Source organism: Microtetraspora malaysiensis (assembly GCF_001528665.1).
GTDB classification, from domain to species: domain Bacteria; phylum Actinomycetota; class Actinomycetes; order Streptosporangiales; family Streptosporangiaceae; genus Microtetraspora_A; species Microtetraspora_A malaysiensis.
The window spans coordinates 264,862-287,611 of the sequence record NZ_BBYJ01000008.1 but is presented as its reverse complement, the minus strand read 5'-3'; the positions used below and the strand labels follow the sequence as shown (position 1 = coordinate 287,611).

Below are 22,750 nucleotides of genomic sequence, written 5' to 3'. Positions count from 1 at the left end.
ATCGCGCCATGTCACCCCGCGAGTGTGACGGACACCACCTGCTCGTCTCCGGCCGCGTCGAGGACGAACTCCTCGACGTTGCCCGCCGCGCACAGGTCATCCTGCGCGGGCCGGACGAGCCGGGCGTGCGGGCCGGACACGACGAGCCGGGAGACCTCCGCCCGCATGGACAGCTTGGCCTCGGACTTGGCCTTGCGCACCCGGCGCAGCACCTCGGCCACGGCGCCGAGCACGGCCGGGTCGCCCCCGTCCGCGACCACGGCGTCGATCTCGGACGGCGTCGGCCAGGCGGCGCGGTGCACGGAACCGCCCCGCCACCACGACCAGACCTCCTCCGTCACGAACGGCAGGAACGGCGCGAAGAGCCGCAGCAGCACGCCGAGCGCGAGCCGCAGCGCCGTGACGGCCGAGGCGTTCCCGTCGTAGGCGCGGGCCTTGACCAGCTCCAGGTAGTCGTCGCACAGCTCCCAGAAGAAGCGCTCCGTGCGTTCGAGCGCCCGGGTGTAGTCGTACTCCTCGAACGCCTCGGTGGCCTCCGCCACGACCGCGCGCAACGCGGCCAGCATGGACAGGTCGAGCGCCTCGGTGACCCGCTCCTCGCCCGACGGGACCTCGCCGAAGCCGAGCACGAAACGGGAGGCGTTCAAGATCTTGATGGCCAGCCGGCGGCCGATCTTGATCTGCCCGGTGTCGAACGCGGTGTCCGTGCCGGGCCGGCCGTTCGCCGCCCAGTAGCGCACCGCGTCCGAGCCGTACTGCTCCAGCAGGGCGAGGGGCGTGACCACGTTGCCCTTGGACTTGGACATCTTCTTGCGGTCGGGGTCGAGGATCCAGCCGGAGATCGCCGCGTGCTTCCAGGGGAGGCCGCCGTGCTCCAGGTGCGCCCTGACGACCGTGGAGAACAGCCAGGTCCGGATGATCTCGTGGGCCTGCGGGCGCAGGTCCATGGGGTAGACCCGGCGGAACAGATCGTCGTCGCGCTCCCAGCCGGCCGCGATCTGCGGCGACAGCGACGAGGTCGCCCAGGTGTCCATCACGTCGGGGTCTCCGACGAAGCCGAGCGGCTTGCCGCGCATGTCCTCGGTGAAGCCCGGGGGCACGTCGATGGACGGGTCCACGGGCAGGGACGCCTCGCCGGCCGGGATCGGCGCGTCGTAGACGGGCTGCCCGTCGCGGTCCAGCGGGTACCAGACGGGGATCGGCACGCCGAAGAAGCGCTGCCGGGAGATGAGCCAGTCGCCGGCCAGCCCCTCGACCCAGTTGTCGTATCTGACCCGCATGTGCGGCGGGTGCCAGCGCAGCTCCGTGCCGCGGTCGAGCAGGGCGAGGCGCAGCTCGACGTCACGTCCGCCGTTGCGGATGTACCACTGGCGGGTGGTGACGATCTCCAGCGGCCGGTCGCCCTTCTCGTAGAACTTCACCGGGCGCTCGATCTTGCGCGGGTCGCCGTCCAGGTGGCCCGACTCGGTCAGCATCTCCACGATCCGCTCGCGGGCGCTGTGCACGGTCTTGCCGGCCAGCTCCTTGTACGGCTCGGCGGGCACGCCGTCCGGCGGGTCGGCCAGCAGGCGGCCGTCCCAGCCGATGATGGGACGGGTGGGCAGGTCGAGCTCGCGCCACCAGGTGACGTCGGTGACGTCGCCGAACGTGCAGATCATGGCGATGCCCGAGCCCTTGTCCGGCTCGGCGAGATGATGGCCGAGGACCGGCACCTCGACGCCGAAGATCGGCGTGCGCACGGTGCTGCCGAACAGCGGGCGGTAGCGCTCGTCGTCGGGGTGCGCGACCAGGGCGACGCAGGCGGGGATCAGCTCGGGGCGGGTCGTCTCGATCCACACCCGGTCGCCGAAGCCCTGCTCGCGCTGCTCGGGCGACAGCTCGAACCCGATGCGGTGGAAGGCGCCGGGCCATTCCCGGTCTTCCAGCTCGGCCTGGGCCACGGCGGTGCGGAACGTCACGTCCCACAGCGTGGGCGCCTCGGACAGGTAGGCCTCGCCGCGGGCGAGGTTGCGCAGGAACGCCCGCTGGGAGGCGACCCGCGCCCGCTCACCGATCGTGGCGTACGTCAGGGACCAGTCCACGGACAGGCCGAGACGGCGCCACAGCTCCTCGAACGCCTTCTCGTCCTCGGCGGTGAGCCGCTCGCACAACTCGATGAAGTTCTTCCTGGACACCGGGACCTGCCCCTTGGCGCCCTTGCCCCCGCTCGCCGGCGGCTGGAAGTCCGGGTCGTACGGCAGCGAGGGGTCGCAGCGGACGCCGAAGTGGTTCTGCACGCGACGCTCGGTGGGGAGGCCGTTGTCGTCCCAGCCCATGGGGTAGAAGACCTCGCGCCCACTCATCCGCTGGTAGCGGGCGACCGTGTCGGTGTGGGTGTAGGAGAAGACATGCCCGACGTGGAGCGAGCCGGAGACCGTGGGCGGCGGCGTGTCGATCGAGTAGATCTCGTCGCGGGTGCGGGACCGGTCGAAGCGGTAGGTGGCGTCCGACTCCCAGCGCGCTACCCATACCGCCTCGAGTCCATCCAGAGTGGGCTTCTCGGGCATGGCGGCGGTGCGCAGTGGCTGTTCGGTCATGCCGACTAATGGTATGGCGTCGGCGGGCGCGCCGTACCGAGAGACTAGGGTCGTTACCGAGGAGGAATCATGGCGGAAATCACGCACGCCGGCCACGAATCAGGCGCGGCGGAAAAGCCCGATATGACATGGAAGATCGTTGGCGGCCTGGTGGGCCTCGGCGTGGGCTTCGCCTCGCGCAAGGTGCTCACGTTCGCCTGGCAGAAGACGACCGGGAAGAAGCCTCCGGCCAGCGCGGACTCATTGGACATCAGCCTGGGTGAGGCCATCGCCTACGCCGTGGTGATGGGGTTGGGCATGGAGGTGGCCCGCATCGTCGCGATGCGCGCCGCGGCCAAGAAGTGGCACTCGTGGAAGTCCGAGACCGAGACCAAGCTCTGACCCTCAGCCGTTCTCCAGCGCGGTGAGGAAGTCCCCCGCCCACTTGTCGACGTCGTGGGTGGCCACCCGGCGCCGCAGCGAGCGCATCCTCCGGGCCAGCTCGTGCGGCGTCGCGCGCATCGCGGCCAACATCGCCCGCTTCATCCCATCGATGTCGTACGGGTTGACCAGGTAGGCCTGGCGCAGCTCGTCAGCGGCCCCGGCGAACTCGCTGAGCACGAGGGCCCCGCGCAGGTCGTAGCGGCAGGAGACGTACTCCTTGGCCACCAGGTTCATGCCGTCGCGCAGCGGGGTGACGACCATGACGTCGGCGGCGCGGTAGAGCGCGGCCAGCTCGTTCTTGTCATACGACTGGTGCAGGTAGTTGATGGGCTGGCGGCCGAGCATGCCGTACTCGCCGTTGATCCGGCCGACCCGCAACTCGATGTCGTTGCGCAGCCGGATGTACTCGGCGACCCGCTCGCGGGTGGGAGTGGCGACCTGCACGAACGCCGCCTCCCCCGGCTGGATCGCGCCGTCGCCGAGCAGCTCGCCGAACGCCTTGAGCCGCTGGCCGATGCCCTTGGTGTAGTCGAGCCGGTCGACGCCGAGCAGCACGTGCTCGGGGTCGCCGAGCTCGGCCCGGATCTCCTTGGCCCGGGCGAGGATGTGCGGCTCACGGACGAGCTGGTCCAGGTCGCCGAAGTCGACCGAGATGGGGAACGCCTCGGCCCGGACGGTGCGGCCCTCGACCTGCAGCTCGTTCCGGTGGTTCGGCAGGCCGAGGAGGCGGCGGCAGAGCCGGACGAAGTTGGAGGCGCCGCCGGGCCGCTGGAACCCGACCAGGTCGGCGCCGAGCAGGCCCTCGAGGATCTCCCTGCGCCACGGGAGCTGCCAGAACAGCTCGGCCGGCGGGAAGGGGATGTGCAGGAAGAAGCCGATGCGCAGGTCGGGACGGAGCCGGCGCAGCATGGCGGGGACGAGCTGGAGCTGGTAGTCCTGCACCCAGACGACCGCGCCGGGCGCCGCGGCGTCGGCGGCGGCGCGGGCGAACCGGTCGTTGACCGCGCGGTAGGCGTCCCACAGCACCCGTGAGTAGACCGGCGTCGCGACGACGTCGTGGTAGAGGGGCCAGAGGGTCGCGTTGGAGAAGCCCTCGTAGTAGAGCTCCACCTCCAGGGCGGAGAGCGGCACGGGGATCAGGTGCATCCCGTCGTTGTCGAACGGCTTCAGCTCCTCGCCACCGGCGCCGGTCCACCCGAGCCACGCCCCGTCGCGCCGCTGCATCACCGGCGCGATCGCCGTCACCAGGCCGCCCGGACTGCGCCGCCACTCGGACTCGCCGACCCGGTCGACCGGCAGCCGGTTCGCGACAATCAGAAACGAGCTGGTGCCATCCATTGAGCCCTCCGGAGATCGTCCCCACTACGCCGAGCCCTCGCAGGACAACCATACGAAAGGCCACTCATACCGCCCATACCCGCCACGAAGTGCACAATTCATTTGGGTACGTGTGAGAATGATCTCGCCAGGTCACGGGCGTCGGAAAAGAGGTTTAGACCAGTCGGTTACATTTCCGTACCGTCCGGTCACGTACCGCGCGGTCCGGCGCAGGCGCCGCGGACCGGGGTCAGGCGGGAGGAAGGGCGTGCCCGCGCAGGTCCGCCCGTACGGCCTGGGCGAGCTTCTTGGTCGCGATGCGGTTGAGCGCGCCGCCCGCGACGGCTCCCGTGAAGAAGGGGCCGAATGTGGTGAAATGCCGCCCGAGCGTCCTCATCAGGCGGTTGCGCAACGCGGTCTTCGCCGCGGCCCCGACCGCGATGGAGGCCGAGCCGGGGGCGAGCGGGTTCACCCCGCGTTCCCTGGCCCAAGCCACCGCGAACACGGTGGCGCGCTGGGTGGTCGTGCCGGGGACCGGCACGCCGTAGATCTCGTGCAGCTCGGCGATGAGCTTGACCTCGATCGCCGCGACGACGAGCGTCTCCGCGACCAGCTGGGCGGGAGCGGAAAGCAGCAGCGGAGGAGCGACGAACTGGGCCGCGGCCAGGGCTCCGCCCACCGCGCCCACTGCCATCGTGCCCTTCGCCGCCGTACGGACCAGATCATCGGCCAGCTGCTCGCCGGTGAGCCCGTAATGGTGCTCCCGAAGCGTCGCGGCGTCCCTGATCGGGAGACGCGGCGCGATGTTCATGAAGACATCGGCGAGCCAGCGGCCACGCCCCGGAACCGAGTCCTTCGTCTTCTTCGCGGACCGGACGAGCGCTCGACTGAGGCGGCCGAGCAGCCGGCGCCGCTCGGCCTCGTTCGTTTCCTCAGGGGTCACGAGCCGGCCGACCAGCTCGGCGACCTCGTCCTGCGATCGATCCGCTTTCGAAGTCAACGGACTCCTCCCCGCGTCTCCTAGGCGGCGCACTCGCGGCAGATCTGCTGGCCGTTCTTCTCTGAGGCCAGCTGGCTGCGGTGGTGCACCAGGAAGCAACGCGAGCAGGTGAACTCGTCGGCCTGGCGCGGGATCACTCGGAGCGACAGCTCCTCGTTCGACAGGTCCGCTCCCGGCAGCTCAAGCGACTCGGCGAGGTCCGTCTCGTCGATGTCTATGCTGCCCGACGACTTGTCGCTCCGCCGCGCCTGAAGCTCCTGGAGGCTGTCCTCGTTCAGGTCATCGTCGGTCTTGCGCGGGCTGTCGTAGTCGGTAGCCATGTGCGTACTCCATCCCCCTCATCTATCTGTCGCGCGGGTCGCGCGTCTTTAACGCTTGGAAGGCCGTTCTTGTGCCCGTTTCTCCCGGGAGATTTTGCAATCGGTACCCCGGTTCGCGGATCACCGAACCTTCCGACACGCGAGGGGATGCCGCGCAAGGCTCCAGTTAGCCAAATATGGCGAAAACTAGAGTATTGCGGGTATGACCCATCGCGTTCGACGGCACATCCAACCACATGTGCGGGGCGGCCGCTCTATCAGCGCGCCGACAGTGTCGTCCCGGCCAGAGCACCGGCTCCCTGGAGACGCACCGTCACCACGAGGCCGCCTCCGTCCCTGGGGACGGCGGTGACCGTGCCGCCGTGCGCGCGCACGATCGCCCGCACGATGGACAGTCCGAGCCCCGCGCCCTTGGCGGAGTCCACCCGGTCGGCGTTCAGTCTGCGGAACGGTTCGAAGATGGCATCCACCTCATACGCGGGGACGTGCTGTCCCGTGTTGGCGACCTGAACAACGGCGGCCCCGTCCACCATTCCCGTCCGTACCCAGACTTTTCCGGAGGCGCCGGAATTGTGCTTGATCCCGTTCTCGACGAGATTGGAGACGCACCGTTCGAGCAGGACCGGATCCCCTGTGACGGGGGCGGGATGGAGATCGTGCTCGACGGCGACATCGTGCTCGGCGGCGAACGAGGCGAGCTGCTCGACGGCGGTCGTGGCGACCTCCTGGACGTCCACCGGCTTGCGCACGGACAGCTCGCGCTCGCTGCGGGCGAGCAGCAGGAGCCCCTCGATGAGACGTTCGTTACGTGCGTTGGTGCCGAGCAGCGTACGGCCGAGCACCTGGAGATCCTCGGACGCGTGCGGGTCGGACAGTGCGACCTCCAGGACCGTCCGGTTGATCGCGAGCGGCGTGCGCAGCTCATGGGAGGCGTTGTCGACGAACCGCCGCTGCGCGTCGAAGGCCGTGTTGAGCCGGGTGAGCATCTCGTCGAAGGTGTTCGCCAGCTCCTTCAGCTCGTCGTCGGGCCCCCGGAGGTCGATCCGCTCGTGGGCGAGAGAGGTGCCGGAGAGCTTCCTTGCCGTGGCGGTCATCTTCTTCACCGGTCGCAGCGCCCGGTCCGCGACGAAGTAGCCGAGGACGAGGGCGAGGATCCCCACGCCCAGCAGCGCAAGCAACGACCGTCTCAGCAGCTCGCCCCGCGCGGCAGCGATCATCTCCGCCTGTTGCTGCACGTACCAGTCTTTTATCGCGTCGTAGGACTCCAGCGGCAGGCCGTTAGAAACAATGATCTTGGTCGGCCATCCGGCGGCGATGGCCTGCCCCACCAGCACGTACATGACCAGGAGGAGCAGCGCGCCCGCGAAGAAGACCAGGCCGCCGTACGTGAGGGTCAACCGCCAGCGGATGCTCATGCGGCCGGGCAGCGCGCGGACCTGGTCGAGCAGTCCGGACTCCACCGGGTTGGCCTCCACCGGCGGCGGGCCGTCCCAAACCGGCGGACCGCTCGGCGGCGGCGGGACCTGGGTGCGGTAGGGCCCGGTCCCCATCGCCGACGTCATCCGGCCCAGGCGCATACGCGGTTGTGAAGCCCCTTGGGGTTCCCGTCCGCCCTGGCTTCCCTGGGTCGGGGCGGGCGTGGCGGCGGTGCCGTCCGAGCCCGAGGAGGACCCCCGGGCGGCGTCCGCGTCGTCCTTCGCAGGCTCGTACGGCTCGGTCACAGTCGGTATCCAACTCCCGGCACGGTCTCGATGATCTGGGGCTCACCGAGCTTCTTGCGCAGCGTCATCATGGTCACGCGGACCACGTTGGTGAACGGGTCGATGTGCTCGTCCCACGCCTTGTCGAGGAGATCCTCCTGGCTGACGACCGCGCCCTCGGCGCGCATCAGCTCCTCCAGGACGGCGAACTCCTTCTTGGTGAGGGAGACCTCATTGCCATCCCTGGTCACCAGGCGCTTGCCCGGGTCCAATCGTATGCCCGCGCGTTCGAGCACCGGCGGCAGCGCCGGGGCCGAGCGGCGGCCGAGCGCGCGCACCCGCGCCACCAGCTCCATGAACGCGAACGGCTTGGCCAGGTAGTCGTCGGCGCCCAGCTCCAGGCCCTCGATCTTGTCGTCGACCTCGCCAGAGGCGGTCAGCATGATGATCCTGGAGGCCGACCGCTGGGCGACCAGGCGGCGCGCGACCTCGTCGCCGTGGACCTTGGGCAGGTCACGGTCGAGCACGATCACGTCATAGTCGATGTAACCGGTCTTCTCCAGGGCGGCCGCGCCGTCGTAGGCGACGTCCACGGCCATCGCCTCACGACGGAGCCCGGTGGCGATCGCGTCCGCCATGACGCGTTCGTCCTCCACCACAAGCACGCGCATGCAAGTCCTCCTCGAAAGGTCTCAGGCCCTCATTGTGACCTGGTTGGACGTAAGTCGACGGTAAGCGGTCCCTCAGCTCTACGTGACGTAGAGCACAAGTATTGGGTGGTTTGAGAGCTCCCCCGGCGTGGGTAAGGCTGGTCTACACCCCTCTGCCGTGTGCCGGGGAAGGGCCATGCTCTCCCCAGGATCCGGCACCGGGGCCGACCGGCACCTTTTCGCCCCCTGAGAAAGAAGGTGAGTATGGGCGAGTTCACGACCACGATCGAAACCCGGCTCAACCAGGCCTACAAGGGTCTCCAGGAAGCCACGGCGAACGGGGACGACTTCCTCGCCGACACCCTCACCGCCGAGATCGAGGACCTGCGCCGTCTGGCCGTCGATCACGGCATCGCCATCGAGCGATAACCCCCCTCGACGACGCGGGGACCCGCCGAAAGGCGGGTCCCCGCGTCGTCTTTCATCGTGTTCTCATCGCCGTCCTGCCGTCACTCCCGACCGGCGGGGGTGTCGCGTTCGGGGTCGAGCGGCGCGAGCAGGCCGTCCAGCTCCTCGAACAGGCCGGGGGCGGCGCACACCAGCATGTCCGTGCCGTGCGGCTTGCCGCGCAGGCCACCGATGCGGGCGCCCGCCTCGGTGGCGATCAGCCCGGCGGCGGCGTGGTCCCAGTAGTGGGTGCCGCGCTCGTAGTAGGCGTCCACCCGGCCGGCGGCGACCGAGCAGAGATCGACGGCGCAGGACCCGCCTCTGCGGATGTCGCGGACGCGCGGCAGCACGTGCGCCAGCACCTCGGCCTGCACCGCGCGGCGGGCGGCGGCGTACCCGAACCCGGTCGCGACCAGTGCCCGCCCCAGCTCGACCCCGGTGTTGCACCGCAGCCGCTCGCCGCCCAGCCAGGCGCCGCCGCCCTTGGCCGCGGAGTAGAGCTCGCCGCGCTGCGGGACGCTCACCGCCCCCGCGACGATCTCGCCGTCCACCTCGACGGCGATGCTGACCGCCCAGTCGGGCAGGCCGTACAGGAAGTTCACCGTGCCGTCGATGGGATCGACGACCCAGCGGGCGCCGCCCGTGCCGGGAGTGTCGCCGCCCTCCTCGCCCAGCACCGCGTCGTACGGCCTGGCCGCGGCGATGCGGGCCCGGATCAGTTCCTCGGCGGCGCGGTCGAGCGCGGTGACGACGTCGGTGGGGCTGGTCTTGGTCTCGACCACCTCCGGCCGGGCCGGCCGTTTGGCGACGAGCATCCGGCCCGCCTCCTCGGCGATGATCACCGCAAGTGCCAGCAACTCCGCCTGGTCGGGTGCGCCCCGTTCCTCGGCCATCCTGACCCGCCCCCTCCTCGGTCCGATCACGTCAAGTCCTGAAATTTCGTGACTAAGGGCCACTTGAGGCATCCTCCCAGATCGGCCTGCGGGGCAGGCGCGGCCGGGAGGCAGGCGCGCACGGAGACCGGATGGCGTACCGGGAATCGGCGCCCGGTCTCAGCGGGGTAGCCGGACAAGAACCGCCCCGCCGGTCCGCGTGGACCGGCGGGGCGTACGACGCGGGGGCGGTGGCCCGGTCACTCCAGCGAGGCGGGGCGCGCCCACTCCTCTCCGAGGACGTGCTGGGCGAGGAAGGCCAGCACGGTCTGGTACCAGACCACGGCGTTCCCCGGCTTGAGCACCCAGTGGTTCTCGTCCGGGAAGTAGAGGAACTTGGACTCGACGCCGGAGCGCTGCAGGTCCCACCAGAGCCGCAGACCCTCCCCGATGGGGACCCGGTAGTCCTTGTCGCCGTGGATCACGAGCATCGGCGTCCTGATCTCGCCGAGCGAGTTGTGCGGGGAGAGCCGCGCGTACCGCTCGTGGCCCTGCCGGCCGAACTCGCGTTCCCAGTACATCGAGGCGTCGGTCGTGCCCGCGAACTGGTCCAGGTTCCACAGGGAGGCATGGGTGACGATCGCCTGGAACCGGTCGGTGTGCCCGGCGACCCAGTTGGCCATGTAGCCGCCGAACGACCCGCCCATCGCCGCGATCCGCTGCTCGTCGATCTCGGGCAGCTTGAGGCACTCGTCGGTGATCGCCATCAGGTCGGCGTGGGTGACCGGGCCCCAGTTCGCCCAGCCGCGGTCGATCATCGCCTGGCCGTACCCGGTGGACAGGCACGGGTCGGGCAGCAGCACCGCGTACCCCTGCTCGGCCATGATCCACGGGTTCCAGCGCCAGGACCAGTCGTTCCAGCTCGAAACGGGGCCGCCGTGGATCCACAGCAGGAACGGAGCGGGGTTCTCCGCGCTCGCGCCCGTGGGCAGGACCAGCCAGCCGCGGATCTCGGTGCCGTCCTCGGCGACGGCGCTGACCTCGGTCAGCGTGCCGGGCAGCTCCAGCTCGGGGGCCGGGGACGGCAGCCGGGTCACGTCGCCGTCGGGGGCGACCCGCACCGGCACGGCCGGGGAGTCCACGGCGCTCCGCAGCGCGTAGACCGATCCGTCGGCCGCCGGGCAGAGCTCAATGTAGGCGCCGTTGTCCGGGGTGACGCGGACGGCCGTGCCGTCCCCGTCCAGGGACACCCGGAAGATCGGCCGGCGGCCCTGGTGGTCGGCGACGAAGAAGATCGCGTCCGAGGAGGGCGCCCAGACGATGTCCTGCGGGAACAGCTCGCCGCCGAGCGCCCGTCCCTCGCCGGTCTCCAGGTCGATGACCCACAGCTCGAACGCGGTCGACAGCTCCTCGGTCGAGTGCCGCTCCCGAGTGCAGGCGACGTACCGGCCGTCGGGCGAGACGGCGACCGGCCCGCCGAAGTCGTGGGTGTCGGAGGCGGCGAGCACCCTGCGGCCCACCCCCTCCGCTCCGGCGTCGGCGTCCAGGTCGATGGCGACGATCTCGGAGCGCCGCATGCCGCCGGCGAGCGGGACGTTCCAGGTGGTGACGACGGTGCGGCCGTCGGGCGTCACCGCGAACGACGACAGTTCGAGCGCCTTGCCCGGCTCGGGCGTCAGGTCGCGCGCGTCCAGCCGGTCCGGCGCGGCTCCCGCGCGCGCCGCGAAGAGCCGGGTCTGGCCGGGGCCGAGGTCGTGGTCCCAGTAGCGGACGGGGTAGCTCTCGTGCAGGATCGCGCTGGCCCCGGCCTCCTTGCGGGCCTTGCGGCGCTCGCCCTCGGTGGCGGCGTCACCCGGAAGGACGTCGGCGCTGTACACGATCGTGCCGCCGGCCGCGTGGACGCCGGTGACGCCACCCGGACGCTCGGCGATCCGCCGCGGCTCTCCGCACTCGGGCAGCAGCCACAGCGCCGGGACTTCCTCCCCTTCGTCCTTGACCGTCTCGTCGGGGCGCCGCGAGACGAAGAGCACCTCGCCGTCGGGGGTGAAATCGGCGCCGGCCTCGCCCTTGGCGGACCGAGTCAGCCGGTGGGGGCGGCCCTCGGGGTCCAGGGGGATCTCCCAAAGGGCGGTGCCGTACGACTTCTTGTCCGGATTGAGGGACTGAACCACGGACACCAGCCGGGTCCCGTCCGGGGAGAGCCGCAGCGACAGCACGCGCGGCAGGGCGACGTATTCACTCATATCCCGGAAATGACTCACCGATCGAACCTACCCCGATCATCTGTGGTGACCAAGGCGATTGACCGCCCACCGGCGGCGGGGGCGGTCCGCGAGACCGGCCGGAGACATGGCCGCATAATCTGTGAGACCCGGGCCGGCGAACGGCCGGTACGGCGAAGCTGATCGGGCGGGGAGCGATGGGCGATCTGACACCTGAGGGCGGGCTGGCCCCGCGCTACGACGCGCTGCTCGTCGTGTCCTTCGGCGGACCGGAGAAGCCCGAGGACGTGATGCCCTTCCTGGAGCACGTCGTACGCGGGCGCGGGGTGCCGCGCGAGCGGCTGCTGGAGGTGGAGGCGCACTACCAGCGCTTCGGCGGGGTCAGCCCGATCAACCAGCAGTGCCGGGACCTGATCGCGGCGCTGGACGTGGACCTCCCGGTCTACTGGGGCAACCGCCACTGGCACCCCTTCCTGGAGGACACCGTTCGCCAGATGGCCGCCGACGGCGTGCGCCGGGCGGCCGCCTTCGTCACGTCCGCGCACCGCTCGTATTCGAGCTGCCGGCAGTACATCGAGGACATCGAGCGGGCCACGGCGGCGGTGCCGGGGGCGCCGGAGATCGTGAAGCTGCGCCACTTCTTCGACCACCCGGGCTTCGTCGCCGCGATGACGGACCACACGCGCGCGGCCCTGGAACGGCTCCCCGAGGGGCTGCGGGACCGGGCGCGGCTGGTGTTCACCGCGCACAGCATCCCGATCTCGATGGCAGAGACCGCCGGACCGGCCGGGGGCGCCTACGAGGCGGGCCTGCGCCGTACGGCCTCGCTCGTGGCGGCCGAGGTCGCCGCGGACCGGCCCTGGGACCTCGTGTGGCAGAGCCGCAGCGGCCCGCCGCAGGTCCCGTGGCTGGAGCCCGACGTCTGCGACCACCTGGAGGAGCTGCACGCGGCGGGCACGGAGGCGGTCGTCCTGGTGCCGATCGGCTTCGTCTCCGATCACATGGAGGTCGTCTACGACCTCGACGTCGAGGCCACGGCCCTCGCGGAGCGGCTCGGCCTGCCGCTCGCCCGGGCGGCCACCGCGGGGACGCACCCCCGATTCGTCCGGATGATCTCCGAGCTGATGGCCGAGCCCGAGCCGGCCCCGTGCCCGGCGACCTGCTGCCCGGCCCCCGCACGGCGCCCCCGCTGACCGGCCCCGGTCAGCTGTAGGCCCGCGCGTACGCCTCCGCGAGGCCGAGGACCCTGTTCACGTAGTCCCAGGAGTGGTTGTAGAACCAGACGGCCTTCCTGAGCTTCTCCCCGCCCTTGGCGGCCCCGTTGGCGCAGAGGTACTTGGCCGCCGACGGGACGGCGTCGTAGGCGCTCCAGATGTCGGCCTTGCCGTCGCCGTCACCGTCCACGCCGTACGTCTTCCAGGTGGCGGGCATGAACTGCATCGGACCGAGCGCGCCCGCCGAGGAGGGGCCGTTGTTGCGCCCGTGCCCGCTCTCCACCTGCCCGATCGCGGCGAGCACGGACCAGGACAGCCCGGGGCACACCCCGGCTGAGCGCCGGTAGAGCTCCAGATAGCTCGCCGGCCGTCCCACGAGACCCTGCCCGGTGCCTCCGCCGCCCGTGCTCGTCCCACCTCCGGTCTTCCCGCCGGTCTTCGCGGTCTTCCCGGCCTTCTTCTCGCTCGTCGTCTTCTCCCGCTTTCCGGGCTGTACGGCGAGGATGTGCGCCTTCGCTCCGAGCACGCGCTTCACCCGGCGGGCGTCCGGTGACGCTCCGTGGATCAGGACGACCACGCCCGGGGAGAACCCGAAGCTCCGCCCCAGGTCCGTGCTGATCAGCCCGTCCACGGCGGGCAGCCCGAGCGCGGCGGAGGCGGCGAGGCGCAGCCGGGGGCCGCCGTCGACCTGATACTGCGCGCCGAGGTTCATGCCGAGCCGCCGGACCGTCTCCGCGTCGGCCACCAGCTCGCCCCGGCTCAGCGCGCTCCACACCTCGGGGTGCTCCGCCACCGGTTGCGGCGTCCAGGAACGGAAGGTCGCCGGATCGACGGCGAGCAGCTGCAGCGGGTTGCCCGCGATGTGGACGGTCCCCCCGTCCACGGCGGCGGCCTTGCGCACGCCCTTGAGCCCGGCGACCCTGCGCACGGTCTCGTCCGGCACGGACGACGTGGTGATCGCCATGAGCTGGGGCGGGGCGGCCCGGATCTCCGCTTCCGCCAGCACCGGGGAGCCGGTGGGAAGCGCGGGGCCGGGGCCGGGGCCGGGGGTCGACGGGGTCGATCTCGTGGTGTCCGCGAGGCTGTGCCTGGCGCCGTCTTCGCGGCCGCCCTCCTCGCCCTTGGCGTACAGCACGGCGGCGCCGACCGCCACCAGGGCCGTCAGCCCCACCAGAAGCACACGTAGTGCGGCGAACCAGGGAACACGGCGCACCCGGCTCAGGCTAGTCGCTTCGGGACGTAGATCGAAAAATCACTTGCCAACCGGCCAGCCGGTACGACATGGTCTGGCAGGATAAGTGCACGTCCGCGTGTCGCGAGCGGGGGAGCCCGCGGCCGCACCAGTCGCATCGAGGTGCCCGGACGCACGGAGTGCGAGGGGAAATCGACATGGTGGGGCCGTACCGCGGGCTCTTCGGCACGCCTGGAGTCAAGGGCTTCGTCATCGCGGGATTCGTCGGCCGCATCCCGATGTCCATGCTGGGCATCGGCATCATCCTGCTGGTGTCGGAGCTGACCGGCTCCTACGCCACGGCGGGCGCGGTCTCGGCGGTAGAGTCGGTGGCCTTCGCGCTCGCCGCGCCGCTGTCGGGCCGGCTCGTGGACCGGTACGGCCAGGCCAAGGTGCTCGTCCCGCTCGTCTTCCTGCACGGCGCCGCGCTCGTCGCGCTCATTCTGTGCGCGCACGCCAAGGCGCCCATCTGGACCCTCTACGCGACCGCCTTCGTCGTCGGCGCGGCCGCCACCTCGCTCGGGTCGATGGTCCGGGCCCGGTGGTCGCACGTGCTCGACGACCCCGCGAAGCTGCACACCGCGTTCTCGTTCGAGAGCGTGGCCGACGAGGCGATCTTCGTGGCCGGCCCGGCTTTCGTCACCGCGCTGGCCACCGGCGTCAACGTCTACGTCGGGCTCGTCGTCGCCATCCTGCTCGCCGTCGGCGGCACCCTCGCGTTCGCCGCGCTCCGCGGCACCGAGCCGCCGGCCGTACGGCATCGCGCGCACACGGGCTCGCCGATCGCGATCCCGGGGGTCGCGCTGCTCGTGATGGTGTTCCTCGCCGTCGGCTCGGTCTTCGGCTCGATCGACATCGTCACCGTCGCGTTCGCCGAGGAGCACGGCGCAAAGGGCGCGGCGGGCCTGCTGCTCGCCTCGGTCGCGAGCGGCAGCATGGTCTCCGGCCTCTGGTACGGCTCGCGCCACTGGAAGATCGACCTGCGCCGGCGGCTGGTGCGCGGGCTCGGGGTGTTCGTCGTGGGGCTGACCCCGCTCATCCTGATGGGCAACGTCCCGACGATGGCGGTCGCCCTGTTCTTCGCCGGGCTGGCGATCTCACCCACACTGATCACCGGGTTCTCCCTGGTCGAGCGGATGGTCCCGGCGGCACAGCTCACCGAGGGCATGTCGTGGCTGTCCACGTCGCTCGGGTTCGGCGTGGCGATCGGCGCGTGGGCCGGCGGGCGGCTCACCGACAGCTACGGCGCGTCCAACGCGTACGGCTTCCCGCTCATCTGCGCGCTGCTGGCCGTCGCGGTTGGCCTCGCCGGGTCGGCCTGGCTGCGCACACCCGAGGTCGCCGGGAACGACGCCGCCTGACGGGGGCACCGGCAGGTTCCCGGCCCCGGGCTCTGGATTCGGCGCCGGCTTCATGAGTATCGTTCATGTTTTCTCCCGAAAACGTGGGCTTGGATGGTCATGAACGAGTTCCGCAACTGGGCCGGCAACCAGTCCGTCACCCCCGCCGAGATCAGGACGCCCGCGTCCGCCGCCGAGGTGGCCGAAGCCGTACAGGACGCCGCGCGGAGCGGCCGCAGGGTCCGTATGACGGGCACCGGGCACTCCTTCACCGGCATCGCCCTGGTCGACGGCATCATGCTGCGGCCCCACGCGCTCACCGGCGTGCTCGCGACCGGTGACGACTGGGCCAAGGTCGCCGCGGGCACCCCCCTGCACGTCGTCAACGACGAGCTGCACAAACGCGGCCTCGCGCTCGGCAACATGGGCGATATCACCGCGCAGACCATCGCGGGCGCGATCCAGACCGGCACCCACGGGACCGGACGGGACATCGGCGGCCTCGCCGACCAGGTCATCGAACTGGAGATCGTGCTCGCCGACGGAACGATCACCACCGTCAGCGAGGGCCCGCTGTTCGACGCGGCCCGCGTGGGCCTCGGCGCGCTCGGCATCCTCACCGCCGTCACGTTCCGGGTGGAGCCGTCGTTCCTGCTGCGCAGCCGCCGCGAGCCGCTGCCGTTCAGCGGCATCCTGGAGACGCTGGACGAACTGACCGCCGAGAACGAGCACCTCGACTTCTTCTGGCTGCCGCACACCGACACCTGCCTGGCCAAGCGCAACAACCGCTCCCCCGGCCCGGCCCGGCCCACCGGCCCGTTCAAGCACTGGCTGGACAACGTCTTCCTGGAGAACACGATCTTCGGCGCGGCCTGCGCGGTCGGCGCGAAGATGCCCGGCGCGATCCCGCGCATCAACGGGGTCTCCGCGAGCCTGCTCAGCGCGTCCGAGTCCGTCGACACGTCGTACAAGATCTTCAACTCGGTGCGGGAGGTGCGCTTCCTGGAGATGGAGTACGCGATCCCGCGGGAGAACCTGACCCAGGCCCTGCGTGAGACCCGCGACCTCATCGAGCGGATGGACTGGAAGATCACCTTCCCCGTCGAGGTCAGGGTGACCCCACCGTCGGACGCCTGGCTGTCCACCGCGTACGGCAGGCACAGCGCGTATATCGCCTGCCACGTCTACCGTCCGACGCCGAACCCCGAATATTTCGAGGGTGTCGAGGAGGTCCTGACCAGGTTCGGCGGCCGTCCCCACTGGGGCAAGCTTCACACCAGGGACGCCGCCTACCTCGCCACGGTCTATCCGAAGTTCGCCGACTTCGTGGCGCTGCGCGACGAGCTCGACCCCCAGCGGGTGTTCACGAACGACTACCTGGACGTCGTCCTGGGCTGACACCATGGCGTCTCGATGACGTCTGAGACTCCGTCGGCGGCCCCGCTCCGTGCTCGCGCGGGCCCCGGCGCGACTCGCCGGAATCCCGGAGGGGCAAGAACCGCTTGCTGAACCCCGCCACGCTGTAGAAAGGTGAATGCGACAAATGTGACCGGCGTCATGTCGCCTGCCACGCCCCTGGGGAAGGCGATGTTCGGACATGCCGGGTACGGTGCTGGAAGGCAACCGGCTCACGCGAGAAACTCAAGGGTCCGGGGGAAGATTGAGCACGACGACGAAGGGACTCGCATGCAGGAGCTCCGTCTCGTCGCGGTAAGTGAGGACGGCACGTACCTCGTTCTGGCCACGGCCGGACGCGGTACGCGGTTCACGCTTCCCGTCGACGACCGGCTCCGTGCTGCCGTCCGCGGCAACTTCTCCCGTCTCGGCCAGTACGAGATCGAAGTGGAGAGTCCGTTGCGTCCCAAGGAGATCCAGGCTCGCATCCGCGCCGGAGAGTCGGCGGAGGAGATCGCGGCGACCGCCGGCATCCCGGTCGAACGTGTCCGCTGGTTCGAGGGGCCCGTGCTTCAGGAGCGCGAATACATGGCCCAGCAGGCGCAGCGGGTCGCCGTGCGCCTTCCCGGCGAGACCACACCCGGCCCCACCCTCGGCGAGTTGGTCGCGGAGCGGCTGACCCGGCGCGGCGTGCCCGCCGACGAGATCGACTGGGACTCGTGCAAGCGTGACGACAACCTCTGGCGGGTGAAGCTCGGCTTCGTCTGGAACGGTCACACCCGGCACGCGGAGTGGCTGTTCGACCCGCGCCGCCGCCACATCACGCCCAACGACGACGAGGCGATGCGCCTGTCCGCCGCCGAGTACGTCGAGCCCGTCCCCGTCGAGGACACGACGGTGCGGCCGTTCCTGCCTCGCCTGGCGTCCAAGCTCGCGCCCGTCCCTCCGCTGCCCGAGGGCCCGCTCTCCGTCCGCGCCGGCCGCGCGGAGCCCGACTTCCCGCCCGTCCGGCCCGAGCCCGCCCGCCGGGACGATCCGGTCCGCGACGAGCCCGCGGCCCGTCCGGCCGCCGAGACGGCGTACCGGCCCGAGGCCCCGACGGCCCCGGGCCGTCCCGTCTTCCGTCCCGAGCCGAGCCGGGAGACGGCGTTCCACCTGCGCGAACCCGCCCAGGAGGCGGCCCTGCCGGAGACCGAGACGCGGCCCCCGGTCCGGGTGACCGAGCCCGCGCCCGTCCACGGCGGCGCGCCACCGCCGAGCGCCCCTACCCCGCACCTGCCCGACGTCGGGGAGGCCGCGTACCCGACGCGTCCCGGCGACCCGGTGCGCGAGCCCGTGGCCGAGGAGACGCCACGCGCCGAGGAACGGCTTTCCCTGGTGCCGGAGAGCGCACCGCACGCGCCCTCCGGTGGCATTGAGGCGTACGCGGAGGCCGAGGCGGGCACCGACACGGCCGTCGCGGCCGACAGCCCGGTAGGCGCCGCGGGCGCGCCGGGCACATCGGTGCGGAACGCCGGCGCGCCGGCGGCCGACGACGTCCCGTCGGCTCCCGCACCACCCGGCCGGCAGGACGAGGCCACCCCGTCCGTGGCCGCCGCCGCGGAGGCGATCGAGGTCACGACGGCGTCGGACTCCCCGGCTCCGGAGGGCACGACTTCGGAAGATACGGCTTCGGAAGGCACGGCCGTGGAGGCCGCGGCTTCAGAGGACGTGGCAGACGCGTCGGTCGAGGCGACCGCGCCCGTGAGCGACAGGGCGCCTTCGGATGCGCCGACCGTGTCCGAGCCGGCCGCCGCGACGGACGCCGGGAGCGCTCCGGAGAGCGAAGCGACGGCGCCCGCAGCCCAGCCGCCCACGCCCACGGTCCCGCCCGCTGAGCGGGCCGAGAGCCCCGGTGACGCCGCCGCGACCGAGCGGGTCGAGACCCCTGCTGACGCACCTGCCGCCGCGCCCGCGCCGGCGGAGGGCGAGCCCGGCACGGCCAAGGAGGCCGTCGCCGTGCCCGCCGCGAGGCTCAGTGAGGAGCGAGCCGCACCACCTGCCGCGCCCGCCGCCGCTTCAGGCACGAGCCCGGGCAAGCAGGGCGCGGCGAAGGAGCCGAAGCCCGAGCCGCCGGCCCCGCCCACTCCCAAGCCCGCTCCGGCCCGGCCCCGCAAGTCGCGCGGGCGGCGTGCCTCCGTCCCGACGTGGGACGAGATCATGTTCGGCGCCCGCAAGCAGGAATGATCCGCTCCTGACGAGGCGCCCGCGCCCGTCTCCCCCCGCGTCTCGCGGACGACCGGCTTCCGGCCGCTCTACCGGCATGTCACCCCATGTGACTCCGGCTGCCCGGGCCTCCCCCCGGTCGACCGTTCCACTGCGTGAACGCCCTCCTCCACGCTCCACTGACCTCCCGTCGTCGCCCGGCGATCGGGGGCATGGTGCGCGACCACGCCCCCTGTTCATCGCCGTTCGCCCGGTTCACCGGCCGGTGGCGAGGCGGCCTCCGGAGCGCATGCGGACCACCGACTGACGGGACCCCGATGGCGGGCCGGACAGCGGCCGGATCACCGCTGCGACTGGTACATCCGGTGCGCCTTCTCCGTGCGCATGCGCTGCTCGTGCATCCGCTGCATGCGCTGCTCGTGCATCCGCTGCGTCTTCTCCTTGTGCATGCGGTGCATCCGCTCCTCGTGCATGCGGTGCATCTTCTCCTTCTTCTCCTTCTTCATCCGCTTGCAGCTGTGGAAGCCCTTGTCGTAGCCGTCGGAGTAGCCGCGCTCGTAGTCGTCCTCTCCGGCGAGGCCCTGCATGGCCTTCTTCTCCATGCCGGCCTTGCAGTCGGCGCGGCCGTCCTTGTACCCGTCGCGGAAGCCCTTCTTGTAGTCGTCCCGGCTGAACGCCGAGTGCTGCGACATGCTCAGGGTCGCCTCGGTGGGGGTGGCCGCGGCGTGGGATACCCCGGTCGGACTGAGTGCGAGGGTTGTGAGGAGGGCCGAGCCAAGCAGCATCACACGTCCGGTGCGTCGCATGGCCGTCTCCTTTCTCCATGGAGCCACCCGGCGACCGTCCGGCCGGAGGGTGGGCGCGACTACGGGTCACCTCGCATCGTGACCGGGGCCGCGCCACGGCGCCGCGACACCCGCGTGACGCGAGCGTGACCGCTCCCCCTCCGGCGCCACCTGCCGCACGGCCCGATCCGGCGACTCGCGGCGTCACGGACGCAGGCCGGCGACCAGCTCGCGCAGCCGCGGTGAGGGCGGGATCCGCAGCTCGGCCTGCAGAAGGCCGGCGCAGCGCTCGTAGTCACGCAACGCCTCGGCCTGGTTCCCCTCGGCCAGGTGCGCGCGGATCAGCGCGGCGTGGGCGCTCTCCCGCAACGGCTCGGCCCGTACGGCGAGGCACGCGGCGGAGACCGCGTCGGCGAACCTCCCGGTGGCGATGAAGTCGTCCACGAGCGCCTCCAGGGCGTGGACGCGCAGCCGATGCCACTCCTCCGCCTCGAAAATCACCCAGTCGTCGTACCAGCCGGGCAGCAGGTCGGCCGAGAGCGTCTCGACGGCGTCGGCGCTCAGATCCCGCTCGGCGGTCGGGGTGGTCCGGTCGAGGATGCGCCGGGCCAGGGCCCGCGCCTCGTCGACGTCCACGCGGGCGGCGGGGCTCAGCCGTACGTCGGTCGCGCCGATGTCGAGGATGCGGCGGCCGACGCCGTCGAGGCGGGCGAGGGCCGACCGCAGGCTCGCGTGCGCCCTCCGCTCCGAGGCGTCCGGCCACAGCCTGCCCGCCATCAGCGCGCGGGGCACGGACTGGCCGCAGAGGGCGATGAACGAGAGGAGCCGCTCGGCGCCGCCGGAGACGACCACCTGATCGCCTCCGGCGAGCAGCCGGAATCCGCCGAGAAGAGTGATCCGCAAAGCACCCCAGTCGTTGCTTTCCATGACCCTCCCGCCTCGCGTGGGAAACAGATGGAAAAAGGATCTCGACCGGCGGCTCCGCCGCGCTTCCTCCTCTAAGTACCCGATATGTGGTAAATCGCTGTGATTCTTCACCGAATGGGTGGATAACGAGCTGCCAAGCGGTCATCAGCCGAGGTCACGACCCGCCTCAGCCCGCTTCTCAGCACGGCGTCAGCGATATGTCAGTGCCCGGCCGAAGGGATCAGCGAAATGTCAGTGGCGTCCTTCAGAGTGGAGCCGACACCGACGAGAAGAGAGATCATGACATACGCGATTCAGGCCGAGGGACTGGCCAAGCGCTATGGCGAGACGCGTGCCCTGGACGGGGTGGATCTCGAGGTGCCGCGCGGCCGGCTGCTCGGAGTCCTCGGGCCCAACGGCGCGGGAAAGACCACCGCTGTGCGCGTCCTCGCCACCCTGCTGCGGCCCGACGGGGGCCGCGCCCGGGTCGCCGGTTACGACGTCGTCAGACAGGCCCACCAGGTGCGGTCGCTGATCGGCCTGACCGGGCAGTACGCCGCCGTCGACGAGACGCTGACCGGCGTGGAGAACCTCGTGATGATCGGCCGGCTACTCGACATGCCGCGGGCCGAGGCCCGTCGGCGCGCCGCCGAGCTGCTCGCCCGGTTCGACCTGACCGATGCGGGCGGCCGTGCCGCCAAGACCTACTCCGGGGGGATGCGGCGCAGGCTGGACCTCGCCGCGAGCCTCGTCGGGCGCCCCCAGTTGCTGTTCCTGGACGAGCCGACCACCGGCCTCGACCCGCGCAGCCGGGCGGACCTGTGGGCGGTCGTGCGCGGCCTGCGGGACGACGGGGTGACGGTGCTGCTCACCACGCAATACCTGGAGGAGGCCGACCAGCTCGCCGACGACATCGTGGTGTTCGACCACGGCAAGGTCATCGCGAGCGGCACCTCCGACGAGCTCAAGGCCACCACCGGCGCCCAGGTGCTCGAGGTGCGGCCGCTGCGGCCGTCCCACCTGGACGTGGTCGCGAGCGTGGTGGGCGACGTGCTTGGCGCCGCGCCCGAGGTCGCGGGCGGTCTGGTCTCCGGCAGCGTCCGGGATCCCGCGCTTGTGCCCTCCATCGTGCGCCGCCTGGACGATCTGGGCGTGGTCGCGGCCGAGCTGTCGCTGCGCAAGTCCAGCCTCGACGAGGTCTTCCTCGCCCTGACCGGCCACCGCGCCGAAGGAACCGAAAACGCCGGCGACCGGCCCGGCGACGGCCCCGGCAGCGGGGCCGGCGCCCACGACGACACGCGGAACGGCACCGCGAGGAAGAAGGAGGTCGCGCTATGACGGCCATCAGCCCGGCGGCTCCCGGGGTCACCGTCTCGGCGCGGCCCGGGGTCGCGGCGACCATGCGCCACACGGCCACCCTGGCGTGGCGCAGCCTCGTGCAGATCAAGCACAACCCGATGGAGCTCCTGGACCTGAGCGTCCAGCCGATCATGTTCCTGCTGCTGTTCACATACGTGTTCGGCGGGGCGATCGCCGGCTCCACGGGCGACTACCTGCAGTTCTCCCTGCCGGGCCTGGTCGCGCAGAACATGCTGTTCGCCAGCCTGACGACGGCGATCGGGCTCAACACCGACATCACCAAGGGCGTGTTCGACCGGCTGCGGAGCCTGCCGATCGCCCGGTCGGCGCCGCTCACCGGACGCATCGTCGCCGACACGCTGAAGCAGGCGTGGGCGTTCGCGCTGTTCCTCGGCGTCGGCATGGTGCTCGGGTTCCGCGTCCACACCGGCGTGTTCGGCGTCCTCGGCGCGCTGGCGCTGCTGCTCGCGTTCGCGCTGGCCATGTCCTGGCCGGCGGTGCTCATCGGGCTGACCGCGGAGAACCAGGAGAAGGTGCAGATCCTGGCCTTCTCCCTGATTATGCCGATCACCTTCACCAGCAACGCGTTCGTGCCGACCGCCACCATGCCGAGCTGGCTGCAGAAGTGGGCGGAGATCAACCCGGTCAGCCACCTGGCCGACGCGGTGCGCGGGCTCCTCAGCGGCGGCCCGATCGCCTCCAGCGCGATCGTGTCCCTGCTGTGGGCGGCCGGGCTCGCGGTGGTGTTCGCCCCGCTGTCGATCCGCGCGTTCCGCAACCGTACGTGA

At 71.3% G+C, this 22,750-nt stretch carries 19 protein-coding genes; 8 read left to right on the top strand and 11 right to left on the bottom strand.

Annotated elements, in window-relative coordinates:
- Positions 1–11: 11 nt before the first annotated feature.
- Entirely contained in the window at positions 12–2,576 is a 2,565-nt protein-coding gene (gene valS, locus AWQ71_RS11530) for a valine--tRNA ligase (protein WP_067131147.1), read from the bottom strand.
- Between the two features lie 69 nt (positions 2,577–2,645).
- Here valS and AWQ71_RS11525 point away from each other — a divergent pair, with 69 nt between their 5' ends.
- On the top strand, positions 2,646–2,957 hold the full coding sequence (locus tag AWQ71_RS11525) for a DUF4235 domain-containing protein (RefSeq protein ID WP_067131145.1): 312 nt from the start codon (positions 2,646–2,648) through the stop codon (positions 2,955–2,957).
- 3 nt (positions 2,958–2,960) lie between these two features.
- Here AWQ71_RS11525 and AWQ71_RS11520 read toward each other — a convergent pair whose 3' ends face one another.
- From AWQ71_RS11520 to AWQ71_RS11500, 5 genes are all read right to left on the bottom strand, one after another.
- The gene (locus AWQ71_RS11520; RefSeq protein WP_067131143.1) at positions 2,961–4,337 is read right to left on the bottom strand and encodes an alpha,alpha-trehalose-phosphate synthase (UDP-forming); all 1,377 of its coding nucleotides are present in this window, start codon (positions 4,335–4,337) and stop codon (positions 2,961–2,963) included.
- Between the two features lie 229 nt (positions 4,338–4,566).
- On the bottom strand, positions 4,567–5,316 hold the full coding sequence (locus tag AWQ71_RS11515) for a hypothetical protein (protein ID WP_067131141.1): 750 nt from the start codon (positions 5,314–5,316) through the stop codon (positions 4,567–4,569).
- A gap of 20 nt (positions 5,317–5,336) precedes the next feature.
- Positions 5,337–5,636, bottom strand: coding sequence for a DUF4193 domain-containing protein (locus AWQ71_RS11510; RefSeq protein WP_066939395.1), 300 nt, complete (start codon positions 5,634–5,636; stop codon positions 5,337–5,339).
- Positions 5,637–5,893: 257 nt separating this feature from the next.
- The gene (locus AWQ71_RS11505) at positions 5,894–7,357 is read right to left on the bottom strand and encodes a sensor histidine kinase (protein ID WP_245658219.1); all 1,464 of its coding nucleotides are present in this window, start codon (positions 7,355–7,357) and stop codon (positions 5,894–5,896) included.
- On the bottom strand, positions 7,354–8,007 hold the full coding sequence (locus AWQ71_RS11500; RefSeq protein WP_067131139.1) for a response regulator transcription factor: 654 nt from the start codon (positions 8,005–8,007) through the stop codon (positions 7,354–7,356). The genes AWQ71_RS11505 and AWQ71_RS11500 overlap by 4 nt, the downstream gene beginning before the upstream one ends.
- Before the next feature lie 243 nt (positions 8,008–8,250).
- Here AWQ71_RS11500 and AWQ71_RS42605 point away from each other — a divergent pair, with 243 nt between their 5' ends.
- Positions 8,251–8,415 carry a hypothetical protein gene (locus AWQ71_RS42605; protein WP_169806548.1) on the top strand — a complete coding sequence of 55 codons (165 nt, stop codon included), beginning with the start codon at positions 8,251–8,253 and terminating at the stop codon, positions 8,413–8,415.
- Positions 8,416–8,495: 80 nt separating this feature from the next.
- Here AWQ71_RS42605 and AWQ71_RS11495 read toward each other — a convergent pair whose 3' ends face one another.
- The gene (locus AWQ71_RS11495) at positions 8,496–9,326 is read right to left on the bottom strand and encodes an inositol monophosphatase family protein (protein WP_067131136.1); all 831 of its coding nucleotides are present in this window, start codon (positions 9,324–9,326) and stop codon (positions 8,496–8,498) included.
- 239 nt (positions 9,327–9,565) lie between these two features.
- Positions 9,566–11,548 carry a S9 family peptidase gene (locus tag AWQ71_RS11490; RefSeq protein ID WP_067131133.1) on the bottom strand — a complete coding sequence of 661 codons (1,983 nt, stop codon included), beginning with the start codon at positions 11,546–11,548 and terminating at the stop codon, positions 9,566–9,568.
- 176 nt (positions 11,549–11,724) lie between these two features.
- Here AWQ71_RS11490 and AWQ71_RS11485 point away from each other — a divergent pair, with 176 nt between their 5' ends.
- On the top strand, positions 11,725–12,720 hold the full coding sequence (locus AWQ71_RS11485; protein WP_067131130.1) for a ferrochelatase: 996 nt from the start codon (positions 11,725–11,727) through the stop codon (positions 12,718–12,720).
- Positions 12,721–12,730: 10 nt separating this feature from the next.
- Here AWQ71_RS11485 and AWQ71_RS11480 read toward each other — a convergent pair whose 3' ends face one another.
- A complete protein-coding gene (locus AWQ71_RS11480) occupies positions 12,731–13,954 on the bottom strand; it encodes a lytic transglycosylase domain-containing protein (RefSeq protein ID WP_067131127.1) in 1,224 nt (407 codons plus the stop codon).
- 176 nt (positions 13,955–14,130) lie between these two features.
- Between AWQ71_RS11480 and AWQ71_RS11475 the strand changes: the two genes are divergently transcribed.
- The 3 genes from AWQ71_RS11475 (at position 14,131) to sepH (ending at position 18,933) form a co-directional block, all read left to right on the top strand.
- The gene (locus AWQ71_RS11475; RefSeq protein ID WP_067131125.1) at positions 14,131–15,333 is read left to right on the top strand and encodes an MFS transporter; all 1,203 of its coding nucleotides are present in this window, start codon (positions 14,131–14,133) and stop codon (positions 15,331–15,333) included.
- A 99-nt stretch (positions 15,334–15,432) separates the two neighbouring features.
- Positions 15,433–16,710 (top strand): D-arabinono-1,4-lactone oxidase, encoded by a 1,278-nt coding sequence (locus AWQ71_RS11470; protein ID WP_067131581.1) that lies wholly within the window; start codon positions 15,433–15,435, stop codon positions 16,708–16,710.
- A gap of 288 nt (positions 16,711–16,998) precedes the next feature.
- Positions 16,999–18,933 (top strand): septation protein SepH, encoded by a 1,935-nt coding sequence (sepH, locus tag AWQ71_RS43725; RefSeq protein ID WP_084258785.1) that lies wholly within the window; start codon positions 16,999–17,001, stop codon positions 18,931–18,933.
- Positions 18,934–19,253: 320 nt separating this feature from the next.
- Here the strand turns inward: sepH and AWQ71_RS11460 are convergent, their stop codons facing one another.
- Both AWQ71_RS11460 and AWQ71_RS11455 read right to left on the bottom strand, forming a co-directional pair.
- Positions 19,254–19,718 (bottom strand): hypothetical protein, encoded by a 465-nt coding sequence (locus AWQ71_RS11460; RefSeq protein WP_067131122.1) that lies wholly within the window; start codon positions 19,716–19,718, stop codon positions 19,254–19,256.
- A 183-nt stretch (positions 19,719–19,901) separates the two neighbouring features.
- Positions 19,902–20,624 carry an AfsR/SARP family transcriptional regulator gene (locus AWQ71_RS11455; protein ID WP_067131119.1) on the bottom strand — a complete coding sequence of 241 codons (723 nt, stop codon included), beginning with the start codon at positions 20,622–20,624 and terminating at the stop codon, positions 19,902–19,904.
- A 279-nt stretch (positions 20,625–20,903) separates the two neighbouring features.
- Between AWQ71_RS11455 and AWQ71_RS11450 the strand changes: the two genes are divergently transcribed.
- Positions 20,904–21,941 carry an ATP-binding cassette domain-containing protein gene (locus tag AWQ71_RS11450; protein ID WP_067131115.1) on the top strand — a complete coding sequence of 346 codons (1,038 nt, stop codon included), beginning with the start codon at positions 20,904–20,906 and terminating at the stop codon, positions 21,939–21,941.
- Positions 21,938–22,750 (top strand): ABC transporter permease, encoded by an 813-nt coding sequence (locus tag AWQ71_RS11445; protein ID WP_067131112.1) that lies wholly within the window; start codon positions 21,938–21,940, stop codon positions 22,748–22,750. Before AWQ71_RS11450 ends, AWQ71_RS11445 begins: the two co-directional genes overlap by 4 nt.